This is a genomic window from Streptantibioticus parmotrematis (assembly GCF_019890615.1).
Classification (GTDB): Bacteria; Actinomycetota; Actinomycetes; order Streptomycetales; family Streptomycetaceae; genus Streptantibioticus_D; species Streptantibioticus_D parmotrematis.
The window spans coordinates 45,312-68,834 of record NZ_JAINVZ010000017.1 but is presented as its reverse complement, the minus strand read 5'-3'; the positions used below and the strand labels follow the sequence as shown (position 1 = coordinate 68,834).

The 23,523-nt window shown below is 71.7% G+C and carries 22 protein-coding genes; 15 read left to right on the top strand and 7 right to left on the bottom strand.

The features are described from left to right. Window positions 1-278: 278 nt before the first annotated feature. From hpnC to K7472_RS22435, 10 genes are all read left to right on the top strand, one after another. Window positions 279-1,178 carry a squalene synthase HpnC gene (gene hpnC, locus K7472_RS22480; protein WP_222980331.1) on the top strand — a complete coding sequence of 300 codons (900 nt, stop codon included), beginning with the start codon at window positions 279-281 and terminating at the stop codon, window positions 1,176-1,178. Then, window positions 1,175-2,113: a presqualene diphosphate synthase HpnD gene (hpnD, locus tag K7472_RS22475; protein ID WP_222980330.1), complete on the top strand. Its 939-nt coding sequence runs from the start codon at window positions 1,175-1,177 to the stop codon at window positions 2,111-2,113. Before hpnC ends, hpnD begins: the two co-directional genes overlap by 4 nt. A 123-nt stretch (window positions 2,114-2,236) precedes the next feature. Next, window positions 2,237-3,667 carry a hydroxysqualene dehydroxylase HpnE gene (gene hpnE, locus K7472_RS22470; protein ID WP_222980329.1) on the top strand — a complete coding sequence of 477 codons (1,431 nt, stop codon included), beginning with the start codon at window positions 2,237-2,239 and terminating at the stop codon, window positions 3,665-3,667. Next, entirely contained in the window at window positions 3,664-4,767 is a 1,104-nt protein-coding gene (locus K7472_RS22465) for a polyprenyl synthetase family protein (protein ID WP_222980328.1), read from the top strand. The genes hpnE and K7472_RS22465 overlap by 4 nt, the downstream gene beginning before the upstream one ends. Before the next feature lie 99 nt (window positions 4,768-4,866). Continuing rightward, window positions 4,867-6,885, top strand: a complete 2,019-nt coding sequence (gene shc / locus K7472_RS22460; protein ID WP_222980327.1) for a squalene--hopene cyclase — start codon at window positions 4,867-4,869, stop codon at window positions 6,883-6,885. Further along, window positions 6,885-7,553 (top strand): nucleoside phosphorylase-I family protein, encoded by a 669-nt coding sequence (locus tag K7472_RS22455; protein ID WP_222980326.1) that lies wholly within the window; start codon window positions 6,885-6,887, stop codon window positions 7,551-7,553. Before shc ends, K7472_RS22455 begins: the two co-directional genes overlap by 1 nt. Before the next feature lie 5 nt (window positions 7,554-7,558). Further along, on the top strand, window positions 7,559-8,584 hold the full coding sequence (gene hpnH, locus K7472_RS22450; RefSeq protein WP_222980325.1) for an adenosyl-hopene transferase HpnH: 1,026 nt from the start codon (window positions 7,559-7,561) through the stop codon (window positions 8,582-8,584). A gap of 5 nt (window positions 8,585-8,589) precedes the next feature. After that, window positions 8,590-9,762: a flavodoxin-dependent (E)-4-hydroxy-3-methylbut-2-enyl-diphosphate synthase gene (gene ispG, locus K7472_RS22445; protein WP_252396054.1), complete on the top strand. Its 1,173-nt coding sequence runs from the start codon at window positions 8,590-8,592 to the stop codon at window positions 9,760-9,762. 85 nt (window positions 9,763-9,847) lie between these two features. Further along, window positions 9,848-11,818: a 1-deoxy-D-xylulose-5-phosphate synthase gene (gene dxs, locus K7472_RS22440; RefSeq protein WP_222980324.1), complete on the top strand. Its 1,971-nt coding sequence runs from the start codon at window positions 9,848-9,850 to the stop codon at window positions 11,816-11,818. Further along, window positions 11,808-13,214: an aspartate aminotransferase family protein gene (locus K7472_RS22435; protein ID WP_222980323.1), complete on the top strand. Its 1,407-nt coding sequence runs from the start codon at window positions 11,808-11,810 to the stop codon at window positions 13,212-13,214. Before dxs ends, K7472_RS22435 begins: the two co-directional genes overlap by 11 nt. 73 nt (window positions 13,215-13,287) lie before the next feature. Here the strand turns inward: K7472_RS22435 and K7472_RS22430 are convergent, their stop codons facing one another. Both K7472_RS22430 and K7472_RS22425 read right to left on the bottom strand, forming a co-directional pair. Next, a complete protein-coding gene (locus K7472_RS22430; protein WP_222980322.1) occupies window positions 13,288-15,306 on the bottom strand; it encodes a M3 family metallopeptidase in 2,019 nt (672 codons plus the stop codon). A gap of 10 nt (window positions 15,307-15,316) precedes the next feature. Then, window positions 15,317-16,144: a tyrosine-protein phosphatase gene (locus K7472_RS22425; RefSeq protein ID WP_222980321.1), complete on the bottom strand. Its 828-nt coding sequence runs from the start codon at window positions 16,142-16,144 to the stop codon at window positions 15,317-15,319. Between the two features lie 314 nt (window positions 16,145-16,458). On the opposite strand from K7472_RS22425, the gene K7472_RS22420 reads away from it, so the two are divergent. Then, window positions 16,459-17,232: an SGNH/GDSL hydrolase family protein gene (locus K7472_RS22420; protein WP_222980406.1), complete on the top strand. Its 774-nt coding sequence runs from the start codon at window positions 16,459-16,461 to the stop codon at window positions 17,230-17,232. Window positions 17,233-17,334: 102 nt separating this feature from the next. Here K7472_RS22420 and K7472_RS22415 read toward each other — a convergent pair whose 3' ends face one another. Beyond that, window positions 17,335-17,829: an ATP-binding protein gene (locus tag K7472_RS22415; protein ID WP_308014032.1), complete on the bottom strand. Its 495-nt coding sequence runs from the start codon at window positions 17,827-17,829 to the stop codon at window positions 17,335-17,337. A gap of 199 nt (window positions 17,830-18,028) precedes the next feature. Between K7472_RS22415 and K7472_RS22410 the strand changes: the two genes are divergently transcribed. From K7472_RS22410 to K7472_RS22400, 3 genes are read left to right on the top strand one after another with little or no spacing between them, the layout of a single operon-like run. Then, complete coding sequence (locus tag K7472_RS22410) at window positions 18,029-18,895, top strand: Sco1979 family transcriptional regulator (RefSeq protein WP_222980320.1); 867 nt, start codon at window positions 18,029-18,031, stop codon at window positions 18,893-18,895. A 3-nt stretch (window positions 18,896-18,898) separates the two neighbouring features. After that, window positions 18,899-19,222 (top strand): DUF397 domain-containing protein, encoded by a 324-nt coding sequence (locus K7472_RS22405; RefSeq protein WP_109453658.1) that lies wholly within the window; start codon window positions 18,899-18,901, stop codon window positions 19,220-19,222. Beyond that, window positions 19,219-20,040 carry an SAM-dependent methyltransferase gene (locus K7472_RS22400; RefSeq protein WP_222980319.1) on the top strand — a complete coding sequence of 274 codons (822 nt, stop codon included), beginning with the start codon at window positions 19,219-19,221 and terminating at the stop codon, window positions 20,038-20,040. The genes K7472_RS22405 and K7472_RS22400 overlap by 4 nt, the downstream gene beginning before the upstream one ends. Window positions 20,041-20,107: 67 nt before the next feature. Here the strand turns inward: K7472_RS22400 and K7472_RS22395 are convergent, their stop codons facing one another. The 4 genes from K7472_RS22395 to K7472_RS22380 form a co-directional block, all read right to left on the bottom strand. Further along, entirely contained in the window at window positions 20,108-20,653 is a 546-nt protein-coding gene (locus K7472_RS22395; RefSeq protein ID WP_222980318.1) for a GNAT family N-acetyltransferase, read from the bottom strand. Between the two features lie 50 nt (window positions 20,654-20,703). Further along, a complete protein-coding gene (locus tag K7472_RS22390) occupies window positions 20,704-20,874 on the bottom strand; it encodes a DUF6126 family protein (protein WP_222980317.1) in 171 nt (56 codons plus the stop codon). 101 nt (window positions 20,875-20,975) lie between these two features. Beyond that, the gene (locus K7472_RS22385) at window positions 20,976-21,617 is read right to left on the bottom strand and encodes a helix-turn-helix domain-containing protein (RefSeq protein ID WP_222980316.1); all 642 of its coding nucleotides are present in this window, start codon (window positions 21,615-21,617) and stop codon (window positions 20,976-20,978) included. Window positions 21,618-21,715: 98 nt separating this feature from the next. After that, window positions 21,716-22,519, bottom strand: coding sequence for a trypsin-like serine peptidase (locus K7472_RS22380; RefSeq protein ID WP_222980315.1), 804 nt, complete (start codon window positions 22,517-22,519; stop codon window positions 21,716-21,718). A gap of 392 nt (window positions 22,520-22,911) precedes the next feature. On the opposite strand from K7472_RS22380, the gene K7472_RS22375 reads away from it, so the two are divergent. Further along, complete coding sequence (locus K7472_RS22375) at window positions 22,912-23,337, top strand: OsmC family protein (RefSeq protein WP_222980314.1); 426 nt, start codon at window positions 22,912-22,914, stop codon at window positions 23,335-23,337. Window positions 23,338-23,523 lie beyond the last annotated feature (186 nt).

Genomic DNA, 23,523 nt, shown 5'->3' with positions numbered 1-23,523 from the left:
GTCGTGGGTGAATGACCGGGACACCCGGGCGTACGCCGGATCCCTGTACGGCGTACGCTGAGTCAATGCCCACCGCCGGACCGCCCACGACCTGCCCTTCGGCGCGCGGGGTGCGGGCGCGCACGGTGGCGACGGCAGGAACGGAGGGCGGTATTGGGTGCGGCGTGTCCGAAATGGGAAGAACCTGAGGATCAGTGTAGAACGGGGGGTGTGGCGGCCATGAACACGGAACCCATCCAGCTCCGGGGCACGTCCGCCGCTGCGACATGGGGCCACCCATGGTGACCGCGGGGACGGAGGAGACCCAGTCGCGCGCCGTCCTCGACAAGGCCGCCCGGGAGAACTTCCCCGTGGCGCCGTTCTTCCTGCCGCGCGCCTGGCGTGACGACCTGATGGCGGTGTACGGCTACGCCCGCCTGGTCGACGACATCGGCGACGGCGACCTGCCGCCCGGCCGCGACGACGCCCGCTGGCTCGGCCTCGACCCGGCCGCCACCGACGACCGGCTCGCCATGCTGGACGCCCTCGAGAAGGACCTGCGCCGGATCTTCGACGGCGACACCCCGGGCCATCCCCTCCTGCGCACCCTCGCCCCGGTCGTCCGCGCCCGCGGACTGACCCCCGAGCCATTCCTCGGCCTGATCGAGGCCAACCGCCAGGACCAGCGGGTGCGCCGCTACGCCGACTACGACGAGCTGCTCGCGTACTGCGAGCTGTCCGCCAACCCCGTGGGCCGCCTGGTGCTCGCCATCACCGGCACCGCCACCCCGGAGCGCATCCGGCACTCCGACGCGGTGTGCACCGCGTTGCAGATCGTCGAGCACCTCCAGGACGTCGCCGAGGACCTGGCCCGCGACCGGATCTACCTGCCCGCCGACGACATGGCGCGGTTCGGCGTGACCGAGGCCGACCTCGCCGCCCCCACCGGGGGCGCGCAGGTGCGTGCGCTGGTGAAATACGAAGCGGAACGCGCCCGCGATCTGTTGAATGAAGGCACCCCGCTGGTGGGTAGCGTCCACGGCAGGCTGAAGCTGCTGCTCGCGGGATTCGTGGCGGGGGGCCGTGCCGCGCTCGCGGCGGTCGAGGCGGCCCGCTACGACGTCCTGGCGGGAGCGCCGAAGGCCACCAAGCTCGGGCTGCTGCGCGAGGTGGGGTCCACATTGCGACGAGAGGGGTGAGCCGGATCGTGGACGGTTCCGCGCACACGTCCGCACCGGTACTGGCCGCGTACCGGTACTGCGAGACCGTGACCGGGCAGCAGGCACGCAACTTCGCGTACGGCATCAGGCTGCTGCCGCAGGAGAAGCGGCAGGCCATGTCGGCGCTGTACGCGTTCTCCCGCCGGGTCGACGACATCGGCGACGGCGACCTGGACCCCGCCACCAAGCGGGTCCGGCTGGAGGAGACCCGGGCGGTGCTCGGCCGGGTACGGGACGGCGAGGTGTCCGAGGACGACACCGACCCGGTCGCCGTCGCGCTCGCCGACGCCTCCCGCCGCTTCCCGATCCCGCTCGGCGGGCTCGACGAACTCATCGACGGCGTCCAGATGGACCTGCGCGGCGAGACCTACGAGAGCTGGGACGACCTGAAGGTCTACTGCCGCTGCGTCGCCGGCGGCATCGGCCGGTTGTCGCTCGGCGTCTTCGGCACGGTCCCCGGCGCCCGCGACGCGGAGCACGCGTCGAGCTACGCCGACACGCTTGGCTTGGCCCTGCAACTGACCAACATCCTCAGGGACGTTCGCGAGGACGCGGGCAACGGACGCACCTACCTGCCCGCCGAGGACCTCGCCAAGTTCGGCTGCTCCGCCGGGTTCTCCCAGCCCGTGCCGCCCGCCGGGGCGGACTTCGCGGGCCTCGTCCACCACGAAGTGCGGCGCGCCCGGGCCCTGTTCGCGGAAGGCTACCGGCTGCTGCCGATGCTCGACCGGCGCAGCGGCGCCTGCGTGGCCGCCATGGCCGGGATCTACCGCCGCCTGCTGGAACGCATCGCCGCCGACCCCGAGGCGGTGCTGCGCGGCCGGGTCTCGCTGCCCGGGCGCGAGAAGGCCTACGTCGCGCTGCGCGGGCTCGCCGGGCTCGACACCCGGCACGCGGCCAGGGGGCGTGCCTGAGATGAGGCCCTCCCCAGCGCCGGCGTTCCGCCCGGCCCACCGCGCCGGGCGCTCAACCCCGCCGACGATCATCGCGTCCCTCCTGCCGACGGCACCCGGGGACGCCGCGAAGGGGGAGAGCGCATGAGCCGGACATCGATGCCGCGGGACGACCACCGCGACCAGGCCGCCGCGGCCACCGCCGTCGTCGTGGGCGGCGGTCTGGCGGGCACCACCGCCGCGCTCACCCTGGCCGAGGCCGGAGTGCGGGTCACGCTGGTGGAGGGCAGGCCGCGCCTCGGCGGTCTCGCCTTCTCCTTCCAACGCGACACCCCGGCAGGGGAGTTGACGGTCGACAACGGCCAGCACGTCTTCCTGCGCTGCTGCACCGCCTACCGCTGGTTCCTCGACCGGATCGCGGCGAGCGACCTGGTCACCCTCCAGGACCGGCTGGACGTGCCCGTGCTGGACGCGGGCCGTCAGCGGATGGGACACCTGCGGCGCACCGCGCTGCCCGTCCCGCTGCACCTGGCCGCCTCCCTCGCCACCTACCCGCACCTGTCGCTCGCCGAACGGGCCACGGTCGGCCGCGCCGCCCTCGCGCTGCGCGGGCTCGACCTGGACGACCCCGCGCTCGACGCGGTCGACTTCGCGAGCTGGCTGCGCGCCCGCGGCCAGTCGCGGCGCACCGTCGAGGCGCTGTGGGACCTGGTCGGCGTCGCCACCCTCAACGCCACCGCCGACCAGGCCTCGCTCGGCCTGGCCGCCATGGTCTTCAAGACCGGGCTGCTCTCCGACCCCGGCGCCGCCGACATCGGCTGGGCCCGCGCCCCGCTCGGCGACCTGCACGACACCCGCGCCCGCGCCGCCCTGGACGCGGCCGGCGTCACGACCGTGCTGCGCGGCCGCGTCGGCGGGCTGCGCGCCGCCCCGGACGGCGGCTGGCTGGTGGACGTGGCCACCGGACCCGGCCGCGCCGAGGAACTGGCCGCGGGCACCGTGGTGCTCGCGGTGCCGCAGCAGGAGGCGCACGGCCTGCTGCCGGACGGCGCGCTGGCCGACCCGGACGCCCTGCTGCGCATCGGCACCGCGCCGATCCTCAACGTCCACGTGATCTACGACCGCCCGGTGCTGCGCGAGCCGTTCCTCGCCGCACTGGACAGCCCCGTGCAGTGGGTCTTCGACCGCACCGGCGCCTCGGGGCTCACCGAAGGGCAGTACGTGGCGCTGTCGCAGTCCGCCGCCCAGGACGAGATCGACCTGCCGGTCGCCGAACTGAGGGCCCGTTACCTGCCGGAGCTGGAGCGGCTGCTGCCCGCCGCTCGCGCCGCGACCGTACGGGACTTCTTCGTCACCCGGGAACGCACCGCCACCTTCGCCCCCACGCCGGGCGTCGGCAGGCTGCGCCCGGCCGCCCGCACCCGCGCCCCGGGCCTGTACCTGGCGGGCGCGTGGACCGCTACCGGGTGGCCCGCGACGATGGAGGGCGCCGTGCGCAGCGGGCTGCGGGCCGCCCGGGACGCCCTGACGGAACTCGGCCGACCGGCCCCCGACGGTGCGCTGGAAGCCGTATGAGCCAGAAATCAGCAAGCGAAGGAGAACCCGTGACACCGGCCCACGAGCAGCTGGCAGCGCCACAGGCGCAGCAAGGCGTCACCGCGCTGCTGGAGCGCGGGCGGACCCTGTCCACCCCCGTCCTGCGCGCGGCGGTGGACCGGCTCGCGCCCCCGATGGACACCGTCGCCGCCTACCACTTCGGGTGGATCGACGCGGCGGGCAACCCCACCCACGGCGACAGCGGCAAGGCGGTCCGCCCGGCGCTCGCGCTGATGTCCGCCGAGGCCGCGGGCGCCGCACCCGAGGCGGGCGTGCCCGGCGCGGTCGCGGTGGAACTCGTGCACAACTTCTCGTTGCTCCACGACGACCTGATGGACGGCGACGAGCAGCGCAGGCACCGCGACACGGTGTGGAAGGTGCACGGCCCGGCGCAGGCCATCCTGGTCGGCGACGCGCTGTTCGCACTGGCCAACGAGATCCTGCTGGAGCAGGGCACCGTGGAGGCGGGCCGGGCCACCCGGCGGCTGACGGTGGCCACCCGCAAGCTGATCGACGGTCAGGCGCAGGACATCTCCTTCGAGCACCGCGAACGGGTCACCGTCGAGGAGTGCCTGGAGATGGAGGGCAACAAGACCGGCGCCCTGCTGGCCTGTGCCTGCTCCATCGGCGCCGTGCTCGGCGGCGCCGACGAGGCCACCGCCGACGCGCTGGAGAGCTACGGCTACCACCTCGGCCTCGCCTTCCAGGCCGTCGACGACCTGCTCGGCATCTGGGGCGAGCCCGCGGTGACCGGCAAGCAGACCTGGAGCGACCTGCGTCAGCGCAAGAAGTCCCTGCCCGTGGTGGCCGCGCTCGCCGCCGAGGGTGAGGCGGCGGAGCGTCTGGGTGAACTCCTGGCGGCGGACGCCAAGAACCCCGAGATCGGGGACTTCAGCGAGGAAGAATTCGCCGACCGCGCCGCGTTGATCGAACAGGCCGGTGGCCGGGAATGGACCTCGCGCGAGGCCCGTCGCCAACACGCCACCGCCCTCGCCGCACTTGACGGAGTGGCGATGCCGGAGGAGACCAGGCGAAACCTCTTCGCGTTGGCCGACTTCGTTGTGGTACGAGAAAGATGACAACTGCAACTGCCTGAGCGCAGTCGCCGACCGCGTCGCGTGCGACGCCGGCCGACGGACGCCCCACCGGCGCAGTGCCACACTGCAGAAGGGGAAGCCATGACAGCGACGACCGACGGAAGCGCGGGACCACTTCCACCTCGTGCCACCTCGGCCAGTGAACGGACCGACCGGGCCGCCGGCCCGGCGGCCGCCGGACCGCTCGACCCCGTGGAGCGGGTCGCCGCCCGCACCGCGGAGCGCGCCACCGCCCACCTGCTCGCCGCCCAGCATCCGGACGGCTGGTGGAAGGGCATCCTGGAGACCAACGTCACCATGGACGCCGAGGACCTGCTGCTCCGTCAGTTCCTCGGTATCCAGGAGCCCCGGGTCCTGGAGGCCGCCGCCCGCTGGATCCGGTCCCAGCAGCGCGAGGACGGCACCTGGGCCACCTTCCACGGCGGCCCCGGCGAGATCTCCACCACCGTCGAGGCCTACGTGGCGCTGCGCCTCGCCGGTGACGAGCCCACCGACGCCCACATGGCCACCGCCGCGGCCTGGGTGCGCGCCCACGGCGGCGTGGCCGCCACCCGGGTCTTCACCCGCATCTGGCTGGCCCTGTTCGGCTGGTGGAAGTGGGAGGACCTGCCGGAACTGCCGCCGGAGATCATCTACCTGCCGAAGTGGTTCCCGCTGAACCTCTACTCCTTCGGCCAGTGGGCCCGGCAGACCATCGTGCCCCTCACCGTCGTCGGGGCACACCGGCCGGTGCGGCCCTCGCCGTTCCCCATCGACGAGCTGCACACCGACCCCGCGGTGCCCAACCCGCCGCGCCCCGCCGCCCCGCTGCACAGCTGGGAAGGCGTCTTCCAGCGCCTCGACAAAGCCCTGCACGCCTACCGCAAGGTGAGCATCAGACCGCTGCGCCGCACCGCGCTGGGCGTCGCCGCCCGCTGGATCATCGAACGGCAGGAGAACGACGGCTGCTGGGGCGGCATCCAGCCACCGGCCGTCTACTCCATCATCGCCCTGCGGCTGCTCGGCTACGACCTGGACCACCCGGTGATGCGGGCCGGCCTCGCCTCCCTCGACCGGTTCGCCGTCTGGCACGAGGACGGCAGCCGCATGGTCGAGGCCTGCCAGTCCCCGGTCTGGGACACCTGTCTGGCCACCATCGCCCTCGCCGACGCGGGCCTGCCCGCCGACCACCCGGCGCTGGTCAAGGCGGCCGACTGGATGCTCCAGGAGCAGATCGGCAAGCGCGGCGACTGGTCGGTGCGCAGGCCCGAACTGACACCCGGCGGCTGGGCTTTCGAGTTCGACAACGACAACTACCCGGACATCGACGACACCGCCGAGGTCGTGCTCGCCCTCAAGCGCGTCGAGCACCCCGACCGGGCCCGGCTGGCCTCCGCCATCGAACGCGGCGTGCTGTGGAACCTCGGCATGCAGTCCAAGAACGGCGCGTGGGGCGCCTTCGACGTCGACAACACCAGCCGGTTCCCCAACCGCCTGCCGTTCTGCGACTTCGGCGAGGTCATCGACCCGCCGTCGGCCGACGTCACCGCGCACGTCGTGGAGATGCTCGCCGCCGTCGGCCTGCGCGACGACCCGCGCACCCGGCGCGGCGTCGACTGGTTGCTGGCCGAACAGGAGCGGGACGGCTCGTGGTTCGGGCGCTGGGGCGTCAACTACGTCTACGGCACCGGCTCGGTGGTGCCCGCCCTGATCGGGGTCGGCCTGCCGGTAGAACACCCCGCGATCCGCCGCGCCGTGGCCTGGCTGGAGAGCGTGCAGAACGCGGACGGCGGCTGGGGCGAGGACCTGCGCTCCTACCCCGACCAGGAATGGGCGGGACGCGGCACCTCGACCGCCTCGCAGACCGCCTGGGCGCTGATGGCGCTGCTGTCGGCGGGGGAGCGGGACGGCAAGGCGGTGGAGCGCGGCGTCCGCTGGCTCGCCGACACGCAGAACGAGGACGGGTCCTGGGACGAGCCGTACTTCACCGGCACCGGCTTCCCCTGGGACTTCTCCATCAACTACCACCTGTACCGGATGGTCTTCCCCGTCACCGCGCTCGGCCGCTACCTGCACGGCGAACCCGCCCTGCTGGCCGCCCCGCTGGGGGAGGCCGCCTGATGCCCCGTCCCTCACGCTCCTCCTCCCGCTCCCGTGCCGATCCGGTCCCACCGTCCGCGCCGCCGCGCGAACCCCTGCTCGTCGTCTGCGCCCTGGCCGTCGAGAAGACGGCCCTGCGCGGCGGCGCGGCCGGCTCCCCGGCAGCGGCGGTGACGCTGCTGCGGACCGGCATGGGGCCGCGCGCCGCCGAGCACGCCGTCGCCGACGCGCTGCGCGGTGATCCCGCGCTGCGCGGCGCCGCCGTGCTCGCCACCGGCTTCTGCGCCGGAGTGGCGCCCGGCCTGCTGCCGGGTGACATTGTCGTCGACGAGCGGTCCGAGTCCGCCGGGCCGCTCGCCGACGCCCTCACCCGGCACGCCCACGGCCGTGCCCGCGTCCACACCGGGCGCGTCGCCGAGTCCGACCACGTCGTCCGCGGCGCGGAACGGCTGCGGCTGCGGGCCCGCGGGGCGCTCGCCGTCGACATGGAGTCCGCCGCCGTCCGCCGCGCCGCGCTCGCCGACGCGCCGCGTCCGGTGGCCGCCGTCCGTGTCGTGGTGGACACCCCTGAGTACGAACTCCTGCGTGTCGCGACGCTCCGCACCGGAATCACCGCGTTCCGCGTGCTGAGGTCAGTCTTCCCCGCCTTCCTTGATTGGCACCGTAACCACGCTCTCCCCTGGAGGTGAGCCAGATGGCCATGCCGCTCCGACAGTCCGTCCGGGTCGGGACGTACCTCTTTGAACAGAAAATGCTCCGCAGGCGCGAGAGGTTCCCGTTGATCGTGGAACTTGAACCGCTCTTTGCGTGCAACCTCAAGTGCGAGGGCTGCGGCAAGATCCAGCATCCCGCCGGAGTGCTCAAGCAGCGCATGCCCGTGGCGCAGGCGGTGGGTGCCGTGGTGGAGTCCGGCGCGCCCATGGTCTCCATCGCGGGCGGCGAGCCGCTGATGCACCCGCAGATCGACGAGATCGTGCGGCAGCTGGTCGCCCGCAAGAAGTACGTCTTCCTGTGCACCAACGCGATGTTGCTCCGCAAGAAGCTGGAGAAGTTCACCCCCTCCCGCTACTTCGCCTTCGCCGTCCACATCGACGGGCTGCGGGAGCGGCACGACGAGTCGGTCGCCAAGGAAGGCGTCTTCGACGAGGCGGTCGCGGCGATCAAGGAGGCCAAGGCACGCGGCTTCCGGGTCACCACCAACTCGACCTTCTTCAACACCGACACCCCGCAGACCATCATCGAGGTGCTGAACTTCCTCAACGACGACCTCCAGGTCGACGAGATGATGATCTCGCCCGCCTACGCCTACGAGAAGGCGCCCGACCAGGAGCACTTCCTCGGCGTCGAGCAGACCCGCGAGCTGTTCCGGAAGGCGTTCGGCAACGGGAACCGCAAGAAGTGGCGGCTGAACCACAGCCCGCTCTTCCTGGACTTCCTGGAAGGCAAGGCGGACTTCCCCTGCACCGCCTGGGCCATCCCGAACTACTCGCTCTTCGGCTGGCAGCGGCCCTGCTACCTGATGAGCGACGGTTACGTCCCCACGTACCGGCAACTCGTGGACGAGACCGACTGGGACAAGTACGGGCGCGGCAAGGACCCGCGGTGCGCCAACTGCATGGCGCACTGCGGCTACGAGCCCACCGCCGTGCTCGCCACCATGGGTTCGCTCAAGGAGTCGCTGCGCGCGGCCCGGGAGACCGTGGCCGGGAATCGAGGCTGATCGCCATGACCACCACCAACGAACCCGTCGCCCTCGGCATGCCGTCCGTTCCGTTGAAGCTCGCTGAGCGTCGTAGGAGCCGGAAGATCCAGGTGGGGTCGGTGGCGGTGGGTGGGGATGCTCCGGTGTCGGTGCAGTCGATGACGACGACGGTGACGGCGGACGTGGGTGCGACGTTGCAGCAGATCGCTGAGTTGACGGCGTCGGGGTGTCAGATCGTGCGGGTGGCGTGTCCGTCGCAGGACGACGCGGATGCGTTGCCGGTGATCGCGCGGAAGTCGCAGATTCCGGTGATCGCGGACATTCATTTCCAGCCGAAGTACGTGTTCGCGGCGATCGACGCGGGGTGTGCGGCGGTGCGGGTGAATCCGGGGAACATCCGGCAGTTCGACGACAAGGTGCGGGAGATCGCGAAGGCGGCCTCGGATGCGGGGACGCCGATTCGGATCGGGGTGAACGCGGGGTCGTTGGACAAGCGGTTGCTGGAGAAGTATGGGCGGGCGACTCCGGAGGCGTTGGTGGAGTCGGCGTTGTGGGAGTGCTCGTTGTTCGAGGAGCACGGTTTCCGGGACATCAAGATCTCGGTGAAGCACAACGATCCGGTGGTGATGGTGAATGCTTACCGTCTGCTGGCGGAGAAGTGTGATTACCCGTTGCATTTGGGGGTGACGGAGGCGGGTCCGGCTTTTCAGGGGACGGTGAAGTCGGCGGTGGCGTTCGGTGCGTTGTTGTCGGAGGGGATCGGGGACACGATTCGGGTGTCGTTGTCGGCGCCTCCCGCGGAGGAGGTGAAGGTGGGGATCCAGATTCTTGAGTCGTTGGGGTTGCGGGAGCGGCGGCTGGAGATCGTGTCGTGTCCGTCGTGTGGTCGTGCGCAGGTGGATGTGTACAAGCTGGCGGATGAGGTGACGGCGGGTCTTGAGGGGATGACGGTGCCGTTGCGGGTGGCGGTGATGGGGTGTGTGGTGAACGGGCCGGGTGAGGCGCGTGAGGCGGATCTCGGTGTGGCGTCGGGCAATGGCAAGGGGCAGATCTTCGTGAAGGGTGAGGTCATCAAGACCGTGCCGGAGTCGAAGATCGTGGAGACCCTGATCGAGGAAGCCCTCAAGATCGCCGAACGGATGGGGGTGGACCCGCAGGAGGCGGACGGCACCGGCCCCACGGTCACCGTGGCCTGAGCCGTCGTCCGAGCCGCCGCCGGGGCCGTGGCCCGAGCGGCGGCGCACGCCCGGTTGGGGAGAACCAGCGAAAGGAGGCCCCACCATGTCGTTGTTGGAGAGCATCCGAGGCCCGCAGGACCTCAAGGCGCTCGACGCCGGACGACTGGACGAACTCGCAGGTGAGATCCGGACGTTCCTGATCGACGCGGTCGCGCGGACCGGAGGCCACCTCGGCCCGAACCTCGGCGTGGTCGAGCTGACCATCGCACTGCACCGCGTCTTCGAGTCCCCCCGGGACAAGGTCCTCTTCGACACCGGTCACCAGTCCTACGTCCACAAGCTCCTGACGGGTCGTCAGGACTTCTCCAAGCTGCGCGCCAAGGGCGGCCTGTCCGGCTACCCCTCGCGGGCCGAGTCCGAGCACGACGTCATCGAGAACAGTCACGCCTCCACCGTGCTGGGCTGGGCCGACGGCCTGGCCAAGGCCAACCAGGTGCTCGGCAGCCGCCACCACGTCGTCGCGGTCATCGGCGACGGCGCACTGACCGGCGGCATGGCCTGGGAAGCGCTCAACAACATCGCCGCGGCCCGCGACCGTCCACTGATCATCGTGGTCAACGACAACGAGCGCTCCTACGCCCCCACCATCGGCGGCCTCGCCAACCACCTGGCCACGCTGCGCACCACCAACGAGTACGAACGCGTGCTGTCCTGGGGCAAGCAGGTGCTCCAGCACACCCCGGTCGTCGGCCGCCCGCTGTACGAGTCGCTGCACGGGGCCAAGAAGGGCTTCAAGGACGCCTTCGCCCCGCAGGGCATGTTCGAGGACCTGGGCCTGAAGTACGTCGGCCCGATCGACGGCCACGACATCGGGGCGGTGGAGTCCGCCCTGCGCCGCGCCAAGCGGTTCCACGGTCCCGTCCTCATACACTGCCTGACCGAGAAGGGCCGCGGGTACGCCGCCGCCGAGCAGGACGAAGCGGACCGCTTCCACTCGGTGGGCGCCATGGACCCGTTGACCTGCACCCCGCTCACCCCTTCGGCAGGGCGCTCGTGGACGTCGGTGTTCGGCGACGCCATGGTCGAACTCGGCCGGGAGCGCGAGGACGTCGTGGCCATCACGGCGGCCATGCTCCAGCCGGTGGGACTGGCCGGGTTCGCCGAGGAGTTCCCCGACCGCGTCCACGACGTCGGCATCGCCGAGCAGCACGCCGCCGTCTCCGCGGCGGGCCTGGCCACCGGCGGCCTGCACCCCGTCGTCGCCGTCTACGCCACCTTCCTCAACCGCGCCTTCGACCAGGTGCTGATGGACGTCGCGCTGCACCGCTGCGGCGTGACGTTCGTCCTCGACCGCGCCGGGGTGACCGGTACCGACGGCGCCAGCCACAACGGCATGTGGGACATGTCGATCCTCCAGGTCGTGCCCGGCCTGCGGATCGCCGCGCCGCGCGACGCCGACCAGTTGTGCGCCCAACTGCGTGAGGCCGTCACGGTGGACGACGCCCCCACCGTCCTGCGCTTCCCCAAGGAGACCGTGGGCGAGCCGCTGCCCGCGATCGACCGGGTCGGCGGCATGGACGTGCTGCACCGCGGGGAGCGCGAGGACGTGCTGCTGGTCTCGGTGGGCGCGCTGGCGTCCACCTGCCTGTCCGCCGCCGCCCTGCTGCGCGACCGTGGCATCGGCGTCACCGTCGTCGACCCGCGCTGGGTCAAGCCGGTGGACGAGGCGCTGCCGGGGCTCGCCGCGCGGCACGACCTGGTCGCCGTGGTGGAGGACAACGGCCGGGTCGGCGGCGTCGGCTCCGCGGTCTCGCAGGCCCTGCGCGACGCCGAAGTCGACGTTCCCGTCAGGGACTTCGGTATTCCTCCGCAGTTCCTGGCGCACGCCAAACGCAGCGAGGTGCTGGCCGACCTCGGGCTCACCCCGGCCGAGATCGCGAGCCGCGTCGGTGCCACCCTGGCCCGCGTGACCGCCCCCGCGACCCCGAACGCGACCGGCACCCCCACCCCGACCGTGACCGGCAGCCCGGCCACCGCCACCGTCATAGAGAAGGAGGAAGCCGATGGCCGATGAAGCCGGGCCCGAGGCGAAGGGATTCGACCTCGCGAGGCTGCTGGCCGAACGGGGCGCCGAGCGCTACGAACTGCACGCCAGGCACCTCAACCACCAACTGCCGCGCATGCTGCACACCATCGGCTTCGACAAGGTCTACGAGCGGGCCGAGGGCGCGTACTTCTGGGACGCGGACGGCGACGACTACCTCGACATGCTGGCCGGGTTCGGCGTGATGGGCCTGGGCCGCCACCACCCCGTGGTCCGCAAGGCGCTGCACGACGTGCTGGACGCCGGGCTCGCGGACCTCACCCGGTTCGACTGCCCGCCGCTGCCCGGCCTGCTCGCCGAGAAGCTGCTGTCCCACACCCCGCACCTGGACCGGGTGTTCTTCGGCAACAGCGGCACCGAGGCGGTCGAGACCGCGCTGAAGTTCGCCCGTTACGCCACCGGACGCCCGCGCGTGCTGTACTGCACGCACTCCTTCCACGGGCTGACCACCGGTTCGCTGTCGGTCAACGGCGAACCCGGCTTCCAGGACGGCTTCGCGCCCCTGCTGCCCGACACCGCGATCCCGATGGGCGATCTGGGCGCGCTGGAACGGGAGTTGGGCAAGGGGGACGTCGCCGCGCTCATCGTCGAGCCCATCCAGGGCCACGGCGTGCACATCGCCCCGCCCGGCTACCTGGCCGCCGCGCAGGACCTGCTGCACCGGCACAAGGCCCTGCTCATCTGCGACGAGGTGCAGACCGGGCTGGGGCGCACCGGTGAGTTCTTCGCGTACCAGCACGAGACCGGCGTCGAACCCGACCTGGTGACCGTCTCCAAGGCGCTGTCCGGCGGCTACGTTCCGGTGTCCGCGACGCTCGGCAAGGAGTGGATCTTCAAGAAGGTCTACTCCTCGATGGACCGGGTGCTGGTGCACTCCGCCAGTTTCGGGTCCAACGCGCAGGCGATGGCGGCGGGCCTGGCGACGCTGAGCGTCATGGAGGACGAGCGGGTCGTGGAGAACGCCCGGGTCACCGGCGACCTCCTGCGCACCCGGCTCGCCGCCCTGACCGACCGCTACGAGATGCTGCACGAGGTGCGCGGCCGGGGCCTGATGATCGGCATCGAGTTCGGCCGCCCCCGGTCGCTGAAGCTGCGCAGCGGATGGGCGATGCTCCAGGCGGCCCGCAGGGGGCTGTTCGCGCAGATGGTCGTGGTGCCGCTGCTGCAACGGCACCGCATCCTCACGCAGGTCTCCGGCGACCACCTGGAGGTCATCAAGCTGATCCCGCCACTGATCATCGGCGAGCGCGAGGTCGACCGGTTCGTGGACGCGTTCGCCGACGTGATGGACGACGCCCACAAGGGCAGCGGCCTGATGTGGGATTTCGGCCGCACCCTGATCAGGCAGGCGGTCGGCAACCGCTGAACCGCGCCGGTCCCGTCGGCGGCCCGGGGAGGGCCCGCCGACGGGACCGTGCGGTCGATGTCCTGACGGATCGTCAGGACGTGAGGCCGCGTCGGGCCAGCAGCGGTTCGATGCGCGGCGGACGGCCCACCACCGCCTCGAACGCCTCCATCAGGTCCACGCTGCCGCCCCGCGACAACAGGCCCTCGCGGAACGCCTGACCACTCTCGCGCACCGGACGGCCGTTGGTCTCGAACCACTCCACCGTGTCGGCGTCGAGCACCTCGCTCCAGATGTAGGAGTAGTAGCCCGCGCTGTAGCCGTCGCCCGAGAAGACGTGGCTGAAGTACGTGCTGCGGTAACGCGGCGGAATCTCCGGCATCGCCAGCCCCGCGGCCTCCAGCGCGGCCGCCTCGAACTCCTCCACGTCGCCGGGCTGTTGGCCGTCCGCCAGCGAGTGCCAGGCCCAGTCGAGCACGGCGGCGCCCAGGTACTCCACGGTGCGGAAGCCCTCGCCGAAGCGGCGCGCCTCCTTCAGCCGGTCCACCACCGCCTCCGGCAGCGGCTCGCCGGTGGCGTGGTGGCGGGCGTAGCGGGCGAGCACCTCGGGCCGCAGCATCCACATCTCGTTGACCTGCGAGGGGTACTCGACCACGTCGCGCGGCACGTTCGGCCCGGAGAACGACACGTTGCGCACGTCGGACAGCAGGCCGTGCAGCGCGTGACCGAACTCGTGGAAGAGCGTCTTGACCTCGGCGACCGTCAGCAGCGTGGGCTCACCGGCCGGCGGCTTGGTGATGTTGCTGTTGTTGACGACGACCGGCCGGGTGCCCAGCAGCCGCGACTGCTCGACCAGCGAGTGCATCCACGCGCCACCGCGCTTGGAGCCGCGCGCGTAGAAGTCGGCGAGGAACAGCCCGACCGGGCTGCCGTCCTCCTCGAAGACCTCGAAGACCCGCACGTCCGGGTGGTATCCCACCAGGTCGGGCCGCTCGGTGAAGGTGATCCCGTACACCTGCCCGGCGGCGAAGAACACGCCGTCGCGCACCACGCGTTCCAGCTCGAAGTAGGGGCGCAGGGCCGCCATGTCGAGGTCGTAGCGCTCCTTGCGGACCTTCTCCGCGGCGAACGACCAGTCCCACGAGGCGAGTTCACCGCCGGCTGCCTCGCGCAGCGCGTCGGCCTCGGCCCGGGCGTTGGCGACCGCGGGCGGGACCAGCCGGGCGAACAGGTCCTCGACCGCCTTGGTGCTGCCGGCCGTCAGGTCGTCCACCGCGTACGCGGCGTGGCTCGGGTGGCCCAGCAGCGCGGCACGGGTGGCCCGCAACGTCGCGATGCGGGACACGAGTTCACGGGTGGAGTCCAGGCCCCGGCTCAGCGAGGCGGTCATCAGCCGCTCCCGTACCGACCGGTCCTCCAGCCAGGCCAGCTCGGACTGGTTGGTGAACAGCTTGAGGCTCAGGACGTAACCGCCCTCGTGCCCCAGCGACCTGGCGTTCTCGGCCGCCGCGGCGATCGCGTCGTCGGAGAGCCCGGCGAGGTCGTCGGCGCTGTCCAGCACCAGCGCCCCGGCCTTGGTGTCCGCGAACAGGTTCTGCTGGAACGCGGCCGTGGCGCGGGCGAGTTCGCCGTTGAGGTCGCGCAGCCGCTGCTGCTGATCCTCCGTCAGCCCCGCCCCGGCACGCAGGAAGTCGCGGTGGTAGCGCTCCAGCAGCCGCAGGTCCTCGCCGTCGAGGCCCAGCCCGTCGCGCTCGGCGAACAGCGCGTCGATCCTGCCGAACAGGGCGCGGTCCAGGTGGACGGCGTCCTGGTGGGCGGCGAGCTTCGGCCGGTACTCCGCGTCCAGCTCCTGGATCCGCGGTGAGGTGTCGGACGACACCATCGTGTACAGGACGCACTCCACCCGGCGCAGCAGCTCGCCGCTGCGCTCCAGGGCGACGACGGTGTTGTCGTAGGTGGGTGGCGACGCGTCGCCGGTGATCGCGGCGATCTCGGCGAGCTGCTCGGCCATGCCCTTGTCCAGCGCCGGAGCGAAGTGCTCGACGCGTATTTCCTGGAAGGGCGGCAACTCGTAGGGAAGCTTGCTCCTGGTGAAGAACGGGTTCGCGGTCACCCGGCCGACCTTAGCCGCTGTGCTCCTCCAGGAGGAGGGCGCGCAGCCTCGCCCGGCGCTCGTCGGACAGGCCCAGGCCGTCGGCGAGATAGCGGTCGGCGGAGCCCCAGCGCTCCTCGATGGTGTCGAAGGCGGCTGTCAGGTAGTCGATCCTCGCCTCGAACAGCGGGCTGAGCAGCGCCATGACCTCGGGCGTCGTCGTGGGCTGAGCGTGCGCGGCGCGCTGCACCCGGTAGCGGCGGTGCGCGTCGTTGCTCAGCAGGTAGTCCGCCTCGATCTCGTCCCGCCGCACGCCGAGGGCCAGCAGGATGATCGCCACCGAGGTGCCCGCCCGGTCCTTGCCCGCGGCGCAGTGCAGCAGCACCGGCACCGACCCGGCGTCCGCGATCAGCTCCAGCATCCGGCCGTGCTCGGCGGTGCGCTCCAGGATCAGCGCGCGGTAGGCGCCGATCATCCGGCGTTCGCCCCGCCCGTCGCCCAGCGCGGCGTGCAGCGTCTCCAGGTCGCCCTCGCGCACCGACATCCAGAAGTCGGCGCCGGCCGCCGGGTCGCTCAGCGGCATGTTGACGTTGCGCACCCCGTCGAGGCCGACGTCCGGGCCCTCCAGCGCGATGTCGGAGGAGTTGCGGAAGTCCAGGATGGTGTGCAGGCCCAGGGTGGACAGGAACGCGGCGTCCTGATCGGTGGCGTGCGCGAGGTGACCGCTGCGGTAGAGCCTGCCGCGGGCGACCCTGCGTCCGTCCGTGGTGGCCAGTCCGCCGACGTCGCGGAAGTTGCGCACCCCCGTCAGCTCGGGCTCGGGCTGTGCCGTCGCGGACTGCGGCGTCTGCTGGGTCACCGGGGCTCCTTCTGGACGGCCGACGGTACTGGTCACCGCCGCTCAGCCAATTCCGACGATACGACAAGATGACCAGATGCGTACCAGCCGGTATGTGCCGGGCGGGGTGCCCGTCCGGCGGTGCGCCCCCGGAGTCCGCCGCACGCCGCCGCGATCCGTGTGTCATGCACCTTCCGTCTTATTCCCGTTCCCCGGGCCTTGGGCCGGGTGGGATGAATCACGTCGCGTCAACCCCTCATTACGGTCGCGTAGGTCACGTCGCGCGGTGAAAGATGTCGCGAGTGGCTGATGTGAACACTCCTGACTCCCCGTCCATGTCGGGTGCGGCGGCCGTCGGGTCGTACGCGGCGATCGGCGACAGCTTCACCGAGGGCGTCGGCGACCCTGGCCCCGACGGCACCTTCGCCGGCTGGGCCGACCGCCTCGCCGTCCTGCTCGCCGACCGCCGTCCCGAGGGCGACTTCCGGTACGCGAACCTCGCCGTGCGCGGCCGTCTGCTCGACCAGATCGTGGCGGAACAGATCCCGCGCGCCGTGGAACTCGCCCCCGACCTGGTGACGTTCTGCGCCGGCGGCAACGACATCCTGCGCCCCGGCACCGACCCCGACGACGTCGCCGAGCGCTTCGAGGCGGCCGTCGCGACGCTCGCCGGCGCCGCCGGGACCGTGCTGGTGGCCACCGGGTTCGACACCCGTGGCGTCCCGGTGCTCAAGCACCTGCGCGGCAAGATCGCCACGTACAACGCCCATCTGCGAGCCATCGCGGACCGTTACGACTGCCCAGTGCTCGACCTGTGGTCGCTGCGCTCGGTGCAGGACCGGCGGGCCTGGAGCGAGGACCGCCTGCACCTGTCCCCCGAGGGTCACACCCGGGTCGCGCTGCGGGCCGGGCAGGTCCTCGGCGTCCCCGTGCCGGCCGACCCCGACCAGCCGTGGCCGCCGCTGCCCCCGGTCACCGCGGCCGACGCGCGCCGCGACACCATTCACTGGGCGCGCGACTTCCTGGTGCCGTGGATCGGCCGCAGGCTGCGCGGCGAGTCCAGCGGCGACAACGTCACCGCCAAGCGGCCGGACCTGCTGCCGCTGTAGTTACCGGCCGCCGCCGGGGTATCGGGAGCGGAGAACCCGGCGGGAGCGCGGAGGGGCCGGGGTATCGGGAGCGGAGGGGCCGGGGGGTCGGGGAAGCGCGTCTCAGGCCTTCGGGTTCGGCGGCTGCGCGCTCGCGTCCGTGTCGCGCAGGAGCGCCCAGACCAGGCGTCCCGTGCCGTCCGGACAGGACTGCACGCCCCAGGCGGTGGCCAGCGCGTTGACCAGCAGCAGGCCGCGTCCGCCCTCCTCGTCGACCTCCGCCCTGCGCGGCTGAGGCTCCGTCAGGCCTCGCCCCTGGTCGGCGACTTCGATACGGATCACATCGCCGATGACGCGCAGGGCGCACGATATGCGCTCGCTGTCGCTGTAGCGGACGGCGTTGGTGAACAGCTCGGAGAGCACCAGGCCGGCGTCGTCCCCGATCTCGCCGTGGACACCGCGCTCGGCCAGCAGGGCGCGGAGCCTCCCGCGGGCCTCGCCCACGCACGACCCGAGCGCGGGCAGATGGAACACGTCCGTTCGTGACGTGCACGGCTGCCGCCGGGCTTCGAAGCCGGCCGGGCGCTCCAACTTCAGAGCGTCGTGGGAGGAAGGCACTCCGACACTATGCGTGGTGCGCTCAACAGATGGCAAGATGCGTTCTGTAATTTGCAGAATCCGAAACCCCGACCGGCCATCCATCTGACGACGTGACACACTGCGTTGTCCGTAGGGGAGTTGACCGTTCGAGCAGGGACAACAGGATCCAGGGTCCGTGGGTGCGGGGACCCGAGAGCTACAGGATCAAGGAGCGGCGGTGGCGGAGTCCCGGGGTACAGGTGCGCCGACAGTCCTGCGCGTGGTGCTCGGCAAGCGTCTCGCCGATCTGCGGGAGAAGGCGGGAATCGGCTACGAGCAGGCCGCCGCCGCGCTGGACGTCACGCACGCGACGATCCGCAGGATGGAGAAGGCCGAGACCGGCCTGAAGATCCCGTACGTCGAGAAGCTGCTGACGACTTACGGTGTACGCGACCCGGAGGAGGTCGAGGGCTTCCTCGTGCTGGCCCGGGAGGCCAACCGGCCCGGCTGGTGGCACCGCTACCGCGACGTGCTGCCCGAGTGGTTCAGCGCGTTCGTCAGCCTGGAGGGCGAGGCGAACCTGATCCGCGCCTACGAGCCGCACTACGTGCCCGGCCTGCTCCAGACCGAGGACTACGCCCGTGCCGTGCTGCGCGCCGGACTGCCGCACGCCTCCGACGAGGAGATCGACCGACTCGTCGCGCTGCGGCTGGCCCGGCAGGCCCGGCTGGCCGGGGACGAACCGCCGCTGCTGTGGGTCGTGATGGACGAGACCGTGCTGCGCCGGCCGATCGGGGGCCGGGCGGTGATGCGCGCCCAGGTCGACCGGCTCATCGAGGCCTGCGCGATGCCGAGGGTCAGGCTCCAGGTCATGCCCTTCGCCGCGGGCCCGCACCCCGCCATGTACGGACCGTTCCACATCTTCCGGTTCGAACTCCAGGAACTGCCCGACATCGTCTGCTCGGAGAGTCTGGTGGGCGCCGTCTACTTCGACGAACGCGAGGACGTGTCGACCTACCTGGAGGCGCTGGACCGGATGTGCGCGCAGGCCACGCCCGCACAGAGCACCGAGGCCTTCCTCGGCGGCGTTCGCAAGGAGATCTGACCGATGGACCGCAGGTTTGACGGGGACCGCAATCACCCGGGCAGGGAACACCTGTACGGGGAACGCATATACAACGGCATGCCCGCCGCCGAACTGGGCACCGAGGGCTGGCGCAAGCCATGGAGCGGCGGCAACGGCGGCAGTTGCGTCGAGGCCATGAGGCTGTGCGACGGCCGGGTGGCGATCCGGCAGTCCACCGATCCTGACGGGCCGGCGCTGATCTACACGCAGCACGAGATCCAGACGTTCATCCAGGGCGCGAAGGCCGGCGACGCCGACTTCCTCCTCGCGTCACCCACCAAGTGCACCGAACGGAGCAAGGCGTGAGCGAGCAGAACCCCACCGGAGCCGGGTTCCCCGTCGAGCGGATCGACACCAGCAAGCCCCATCCCGCCCGGATGTACGACTACTACCTCGGCGGCTGGGACAACTACGAGGTCGACCGGGTGGCCGCGGAGCAGGTCATCACCATGGCCCCGGAGGCCAGGGCCAGCGCCCGCGCCAACCGGGCCTTCCTGGGCCGCGCGGTGCGCACCGTCGTGCGTTCCGGGATACGCCAGGTCATCGACATCGGCACCGGCATCCCCACCTCGCCCAACACTCATGAGGTCGCCCGCGAGATCGACCCGTCGGTGCGGGTCGCCTACGTCGACAACGACCCCATCGTCGCCACCCACGCGGGCGCCAAGCTGACCGACACCGGTCAGGCGGGCTTCGCGCTGGCCGACGTGCGCGACCCCAAGTCGATCCTGGACAGCCCGCTGGTGCGGGAGTTGATCGACTTCGACCAGCCGGTCGCCCTGCTGTTCGTCGCCGTGCTGCACTTCATCAAGGACGCGGAGGACCCCGTCGGCATCCTGCGCGCCTTCACCGAGCGGCTCGCCCCCGGCAGCCACCTCGTCCTCACCCACGGGACCACGGACTTCCACCGGGACGCCGAGGGCGACGCGCGCGAGGTGTACAGGAACGCCACCGCCCACCTCACGCTGCGCGGCTACGACGAGATCCTGCCGTTCTTCGACGGCTTCGACCTGCTGGAGCCCGGCGTCGTCCAGGCCCCGCTGTGGCGCCCGGAAGGCGCCCTCCCCGAGGCGTCCGAACTGCACCGCATCGCCTTCTACGCGGGAGTCGGCGTCAAGGAGTGAGGCGGTAAGGAGTGAAGTGTCAAGGAGTGAGGCGGTAAGGGCGTCAGGCGGTCAGGGTGCCGGGCGGTCAGGGCGTCAGGTGCTTGGCGAAGAAGTGATCGGCGTACGGCCCGTCGTGGTACGCGGGGACCTCCGCGTACCCGCGCGCCGCGTACATCGCCCGTGCCTCCACCAGGTCGGAGCGGGTGTCCAGACAGAGCCGCGCTGCTCCCAGCCGCTCGCGTGCCGCCCGTTCGGCGGCCGTCAGCAGGCGTGACCCCAGCCCGCCGCGCCGGGCGGAGGGCGCCACGTGGACCCGCGTCAGCTCGGCCGTCCCCGGTGCGAGCAGGTGAACTCCCGCGCAGCCGTACGCCGTGCCGTCACGCCGGGCGACCAGGAACAGCCCGTCCGGCGGCGCGAGATGGCCGCTGGGCTCGGCGGTCATGGCCGCGTCCACCTCGGCGGCGGTCGCCGCGCGGCCGTGGTGGTGGCGGTGGTAGCGGTCGACGATGTCCGAGTAGTACGCGCGCAGCAGCGCGCCGGAGTCGTCCGAACCGACCGGCTCCGGCGCGATCTCCCATACGGGAGCGCCCTGTTGGGGCGTCGACGCCGTACGGCGGGGCGTTGATGCCATGCGGCGATTATGCGGGACTGCGGATCAGCGGCGGTGGCTGCCCAGGCGGATCAGTGGCGGTGGCTGCCCAGTTCGAAGAGCAGGAAGAGGAACGCCGCGAACAGGTGGGAACCGGCGAGGTAGATGGCGAGCCGCACGACCAGGCCGCGGTTGAGCCACTTGCGGTTCAGTGACGGGATCGTGGCGGGTTCTGCGGCGCGCTGCGTTCCGGTTTCGGGCATGGCGGAAGCGACCTTCCTGCGTGAACGGCCCGTGGTGACGGGCTCGGCGGGCTGAAGGGCTCGGAGGCCGAGGGGCTCGGCCCTGGTGAGGGGCCCGGGGATCAGTGGGCGTGGCCCGGCGGATCGACGCACAGCGCGCCGGCCGGAGTCTGCAACAGCGTGTGCACGAACAGCACTTCCGCGTGATCGGCCGTCGCGGAGGCCAGCCGGTGCGGAGTCAACGAGTCGAAGTGCGCCGCGTCGCCCGGGTCGAGCAGGTGGACCGCCTCGCCCAGGGTCAGCCGCAGCCTCCCGGACAGCACGTACAGCCACTCCTCGCCCGGGTGTACCCGTACCACCGCGTCCTGCACCGACGGCGGGATGCGCAGTCGCAGCGCCTGCATCGCCCGGTCCGGCGCGCCCGCCCTGCGGTAGCCCCAGCCGCCCGCGCGGCCGGGTTCGATGCGGCCGGCGCGGATGACCGGATCACGCGGAGCGGTCTCCTCGCCCAGCAGTTCCGCCACGGTCGTGGCGTACGCTCGGGAGAGGCCGAGCAGGACCGGCAGCGAGGGCTGACGCCGTTCCGTCTCCAGGCGGGAGAGGTACGCGGGCGACAGCCCCACCCGGGACGCGGCGGCCTCCAGGGTGAGCCCGCTGCGACGGCGCCGCTCCCGGAGCCTGCTGCCGAGGCCGGTCAGCTCGGGGCCGGTGGGCTCGGCGGCGTCCGTGGATTCGGTGACGGCGCTCGCCGCGGGGGAGGTCATACCGCAAGTGGACACCCGGCGCTGCCTCTCGGGCAAACATTGTGCCTCAGAGGCAAAAACGCTCGCTCCCTCCCCCGGAGGGGGATGCTCCGGCGGATTCAGGCCGAGGCGGTGGCCTGCTGGTAGAGCGTCTCCACGTCGTCGCCGAAGACCACGCTGTACGACACGTCGGACGTGTCGCCGCCCTGCTCGTAGCCGCCGATGACCCCCATCACCGTCGTGCCGCCGGTGACCCAGGCGGTCCCGCTGGTGCCGCCGCTGTAGTCGGTGCAGGCGATGCGCAGCTGCGTGGCGCTGAACGACGAGGCGCGGTTGACGCAGGTGAGCGGCGCGTCCTCGACCTTGGGGTAGCCCGTGAGCCGCACGATGCTGTCCGGGCTGCGCCCGATGCCCAGCGTGTAGCTGCCGACCGCCGACTCGAGCTGCTGACCGTTCAGCGGGTCCACGGTGACGAACGCGACGTCGTGGTCCGGATCCTGGCCGCTGGTCCAGCGTGAGTCCGTCGTCGCGTGGTCCAGTTTCCACACCCCGTACGGAGCGACACCGTCGTGGTAGCCCGGGGCGAAGTACAACGCGCTGGTCCCGTCGCTCATGCAGTGCGCGGCGGTGACGATCAGGTTCCTGCCCGGGCTGTCGATCACGCTTCCGGTGCAGAAGTGGTCACCGGAGGAGGAGACCTGGCCGCTGAAGATGGCGCCGACCATGGCGAACGACCGGGTGTCGTGGATCTCCTTGGAGACGCCCGTCGACGACGAGGAGTCGGTCAGGGCGACGGCGCTCGCGGTGCTGCCCACGGCGACCAGGACCAGCCACGACAGGGTCAGGGCGGAATTGCGGCACAGGTGTTGGACGACGGCGCGCCCGAGACGGGAGCGCCGGAGGGATGACCACCTGTACGGCATACGGAGCCCTTCTGCGTCGAGGGCGGCTGGGGCGGCGAGTGTGTTCGCATGAATGATCATCGACGACGTTTATGAAAATCCAGTGTGAAGCCCGTCAGAGCCAGGTGATTCTCGGGATCGCGCGGGTGATTATTCCGGTCGGCGCCCCTCGGGAACACCGTTTCGACGCCCCGTGTTGGCGATCGTGTCGCATGATCGAGGACAGGCGGGCAACGCGCCCCGGACACCTGCGGCGTCGTCCCCGTATCCAGGGGGTCGCCGGTTGCCCGCGGCGTGGCGTCCGCCACCGGCGGCGCGGGAGTCCACCCGCGGCGCAGCGCCCACCGGCAACCGGATCACCGGAAGCCGGACCACCGGAACTCGGATCACCGCACCTCAGGAGGTATCCCGTCGTGGCCACCACCCGTACCGCGCACACCGTCTGGGAAGGCAACCTGCTCGAAGGCAAGGGCACCGTCAGCTTCGACTCGTCCGGCATCGGCTCCCAGCCGGTGTCCTGGCCCGCGCGCTCCGAGCAGCCGGGCGGCCTGACCAGCCCCGAGGAGCTGATCGCGGCGGCCCACTCCAGCTGCTTCTCCATGGCGCTCTCGCACGGCCTGGCGGGCGCCGGAACCCCGCCCACCCGGCTGAACACCCGCGCCGACGTCACCTTCCAGCCCGGCGAGGGGATCACCGGCATCCACCTCACCGTCGAGGCTGACGTACCGGGCCTGGACGCCCAGGGCTTCGAGTCGGCGGCGCAGGACGCCAAGAAGAACTGCCCGGTCAGCCAGGCGCTGGCCGGCACCACGATCACCCTGACCGCGACCCTGGTCTGACCGGTCTGACCGGTCTGACCGGTCCGCCCGGCGGGCCCCGAGGGGCGGGCGCCGGGCCGGACGGGGCGTGCGCCGGGCCTGGAGGGGCCCGTACCGGTGGGAATCACCCGTTCGGGGAACATGTGTACGGGAACCTCCAGGTCCCTGGCGGCGTTGGACAGGCAGGGCGGATGATGGATCCGCGGT

What these genes read in the sequence shown, in the direction of transcription:
- K7472_RS22465 (WP_222980328.1), top strand. Translation starts at nt 3,664, where the DNA reads ATGAGCCAGAAATCAGCAAGCGAAGGAGAACCCGTGACACCGGCCCAC.
- K7472_RS22455 (WP_222980326.1), top strand. Translation starts at nt 6,885, where the DNA reads ATGCCCCGTCCCTCACGCTCCTCCTCCCGCTCCCGTGCCGATCCGGTC.
- hpnE (WP_222980329.1), top strand. Translation starts at nt 2,237, where the DNA reads ATGAGCCGGACATCGATGCCGCGGGACGACCACCGCGACCAGGCCGCC.
- K7472_RS22395 (WP_222980318.1), bottom strand. Translation starts at nt 20,653, where the DNA reads ATGGCATCAACGCCCCGCCGTACGGCGTCGACGCCCCAACAGGGCGCT.
- K7472_RS22380 (WP_222980315.1), bottom strand. Translation starts at nt 22,519, where the DNA reads ATGCCGTACAGGTGGTCATCCCTCCGGCGCTCCCGTCTCGGGCGCGCC.
- dxs (WP_222980324.1), top strand. Translation starts at nt 9,848, where the DNA reads ATGTCGTTGTTGGAGAGCATCCGAGGCCCGCAGGACCTCAAGGCGCTC.
- K7472_RS22390 (WP_222980317.1), bottom strand. Translation starts at nt 20,874, where the DNA reads ATGCCCGAAACCGGAACGCAGCGCGCCGCAGAACCCGCCACGATCCCG.
- K7472_RS22435 (WP_222980323.1), top strand. Translation starts at nt 11,808, where the DNA reads ATGGCCGATGAAGCCGGGCCCGAGGCGAAGGGATTCGACCTCGCGAGG.
- hpnC (WP_222980331.1), top strand. Translation starts at nt 279, where the DNA reads ATGGTGACCGCGGGGACGGAGGAGACCCAGTCGCGCGCCGTCCTCGAC.
- K7472_RS22385 (WP_222980316.1), bottom strand. Translation starts at nt 21,617, where the DNA reads ATGACCTCCCCCGCGGCGAGCGCCGTCACCGAATCCACGGACGCCGCC.
- ispG (WP_252396054.1), top strand. Translation starts at nt 8,590, where the DNA reads ATGACCACCACCAACGAACCCGTCGCCCTCGGCATGCCGTCCGTTCCG.
- K7472_RS22405 (WP_109453658.1), top strand. Translation starts at nt 18,899, where the DNA reads ATGGACCGCAGGTTTGACGGGGACCGCAATCACCCGGGCAGGGAACAC.
- hpnH (WP_222980325.1), top strand. Translation starts at nt 7,559, where the DNA reads ATGGCCATGCCGCTCCGACAGTCCGTCCGGGTCGGGACGTACCTCTTT.
- K7472_RS22420 (WP_222980406.1), top strand. Translation starts at nt 16,459, where the DNA reads ATGTCGGGTGCGGCGGCCGTCGGGTCGTACGCGGCGATCGGCGACAGC.
- shc (WP_222980327.1), top strand. Translation starts at nt 4,867, where the DNA reads ATGACAGCGACGACCGACGGAAGCGCGGGACCACTTCCACCTCGTGCC.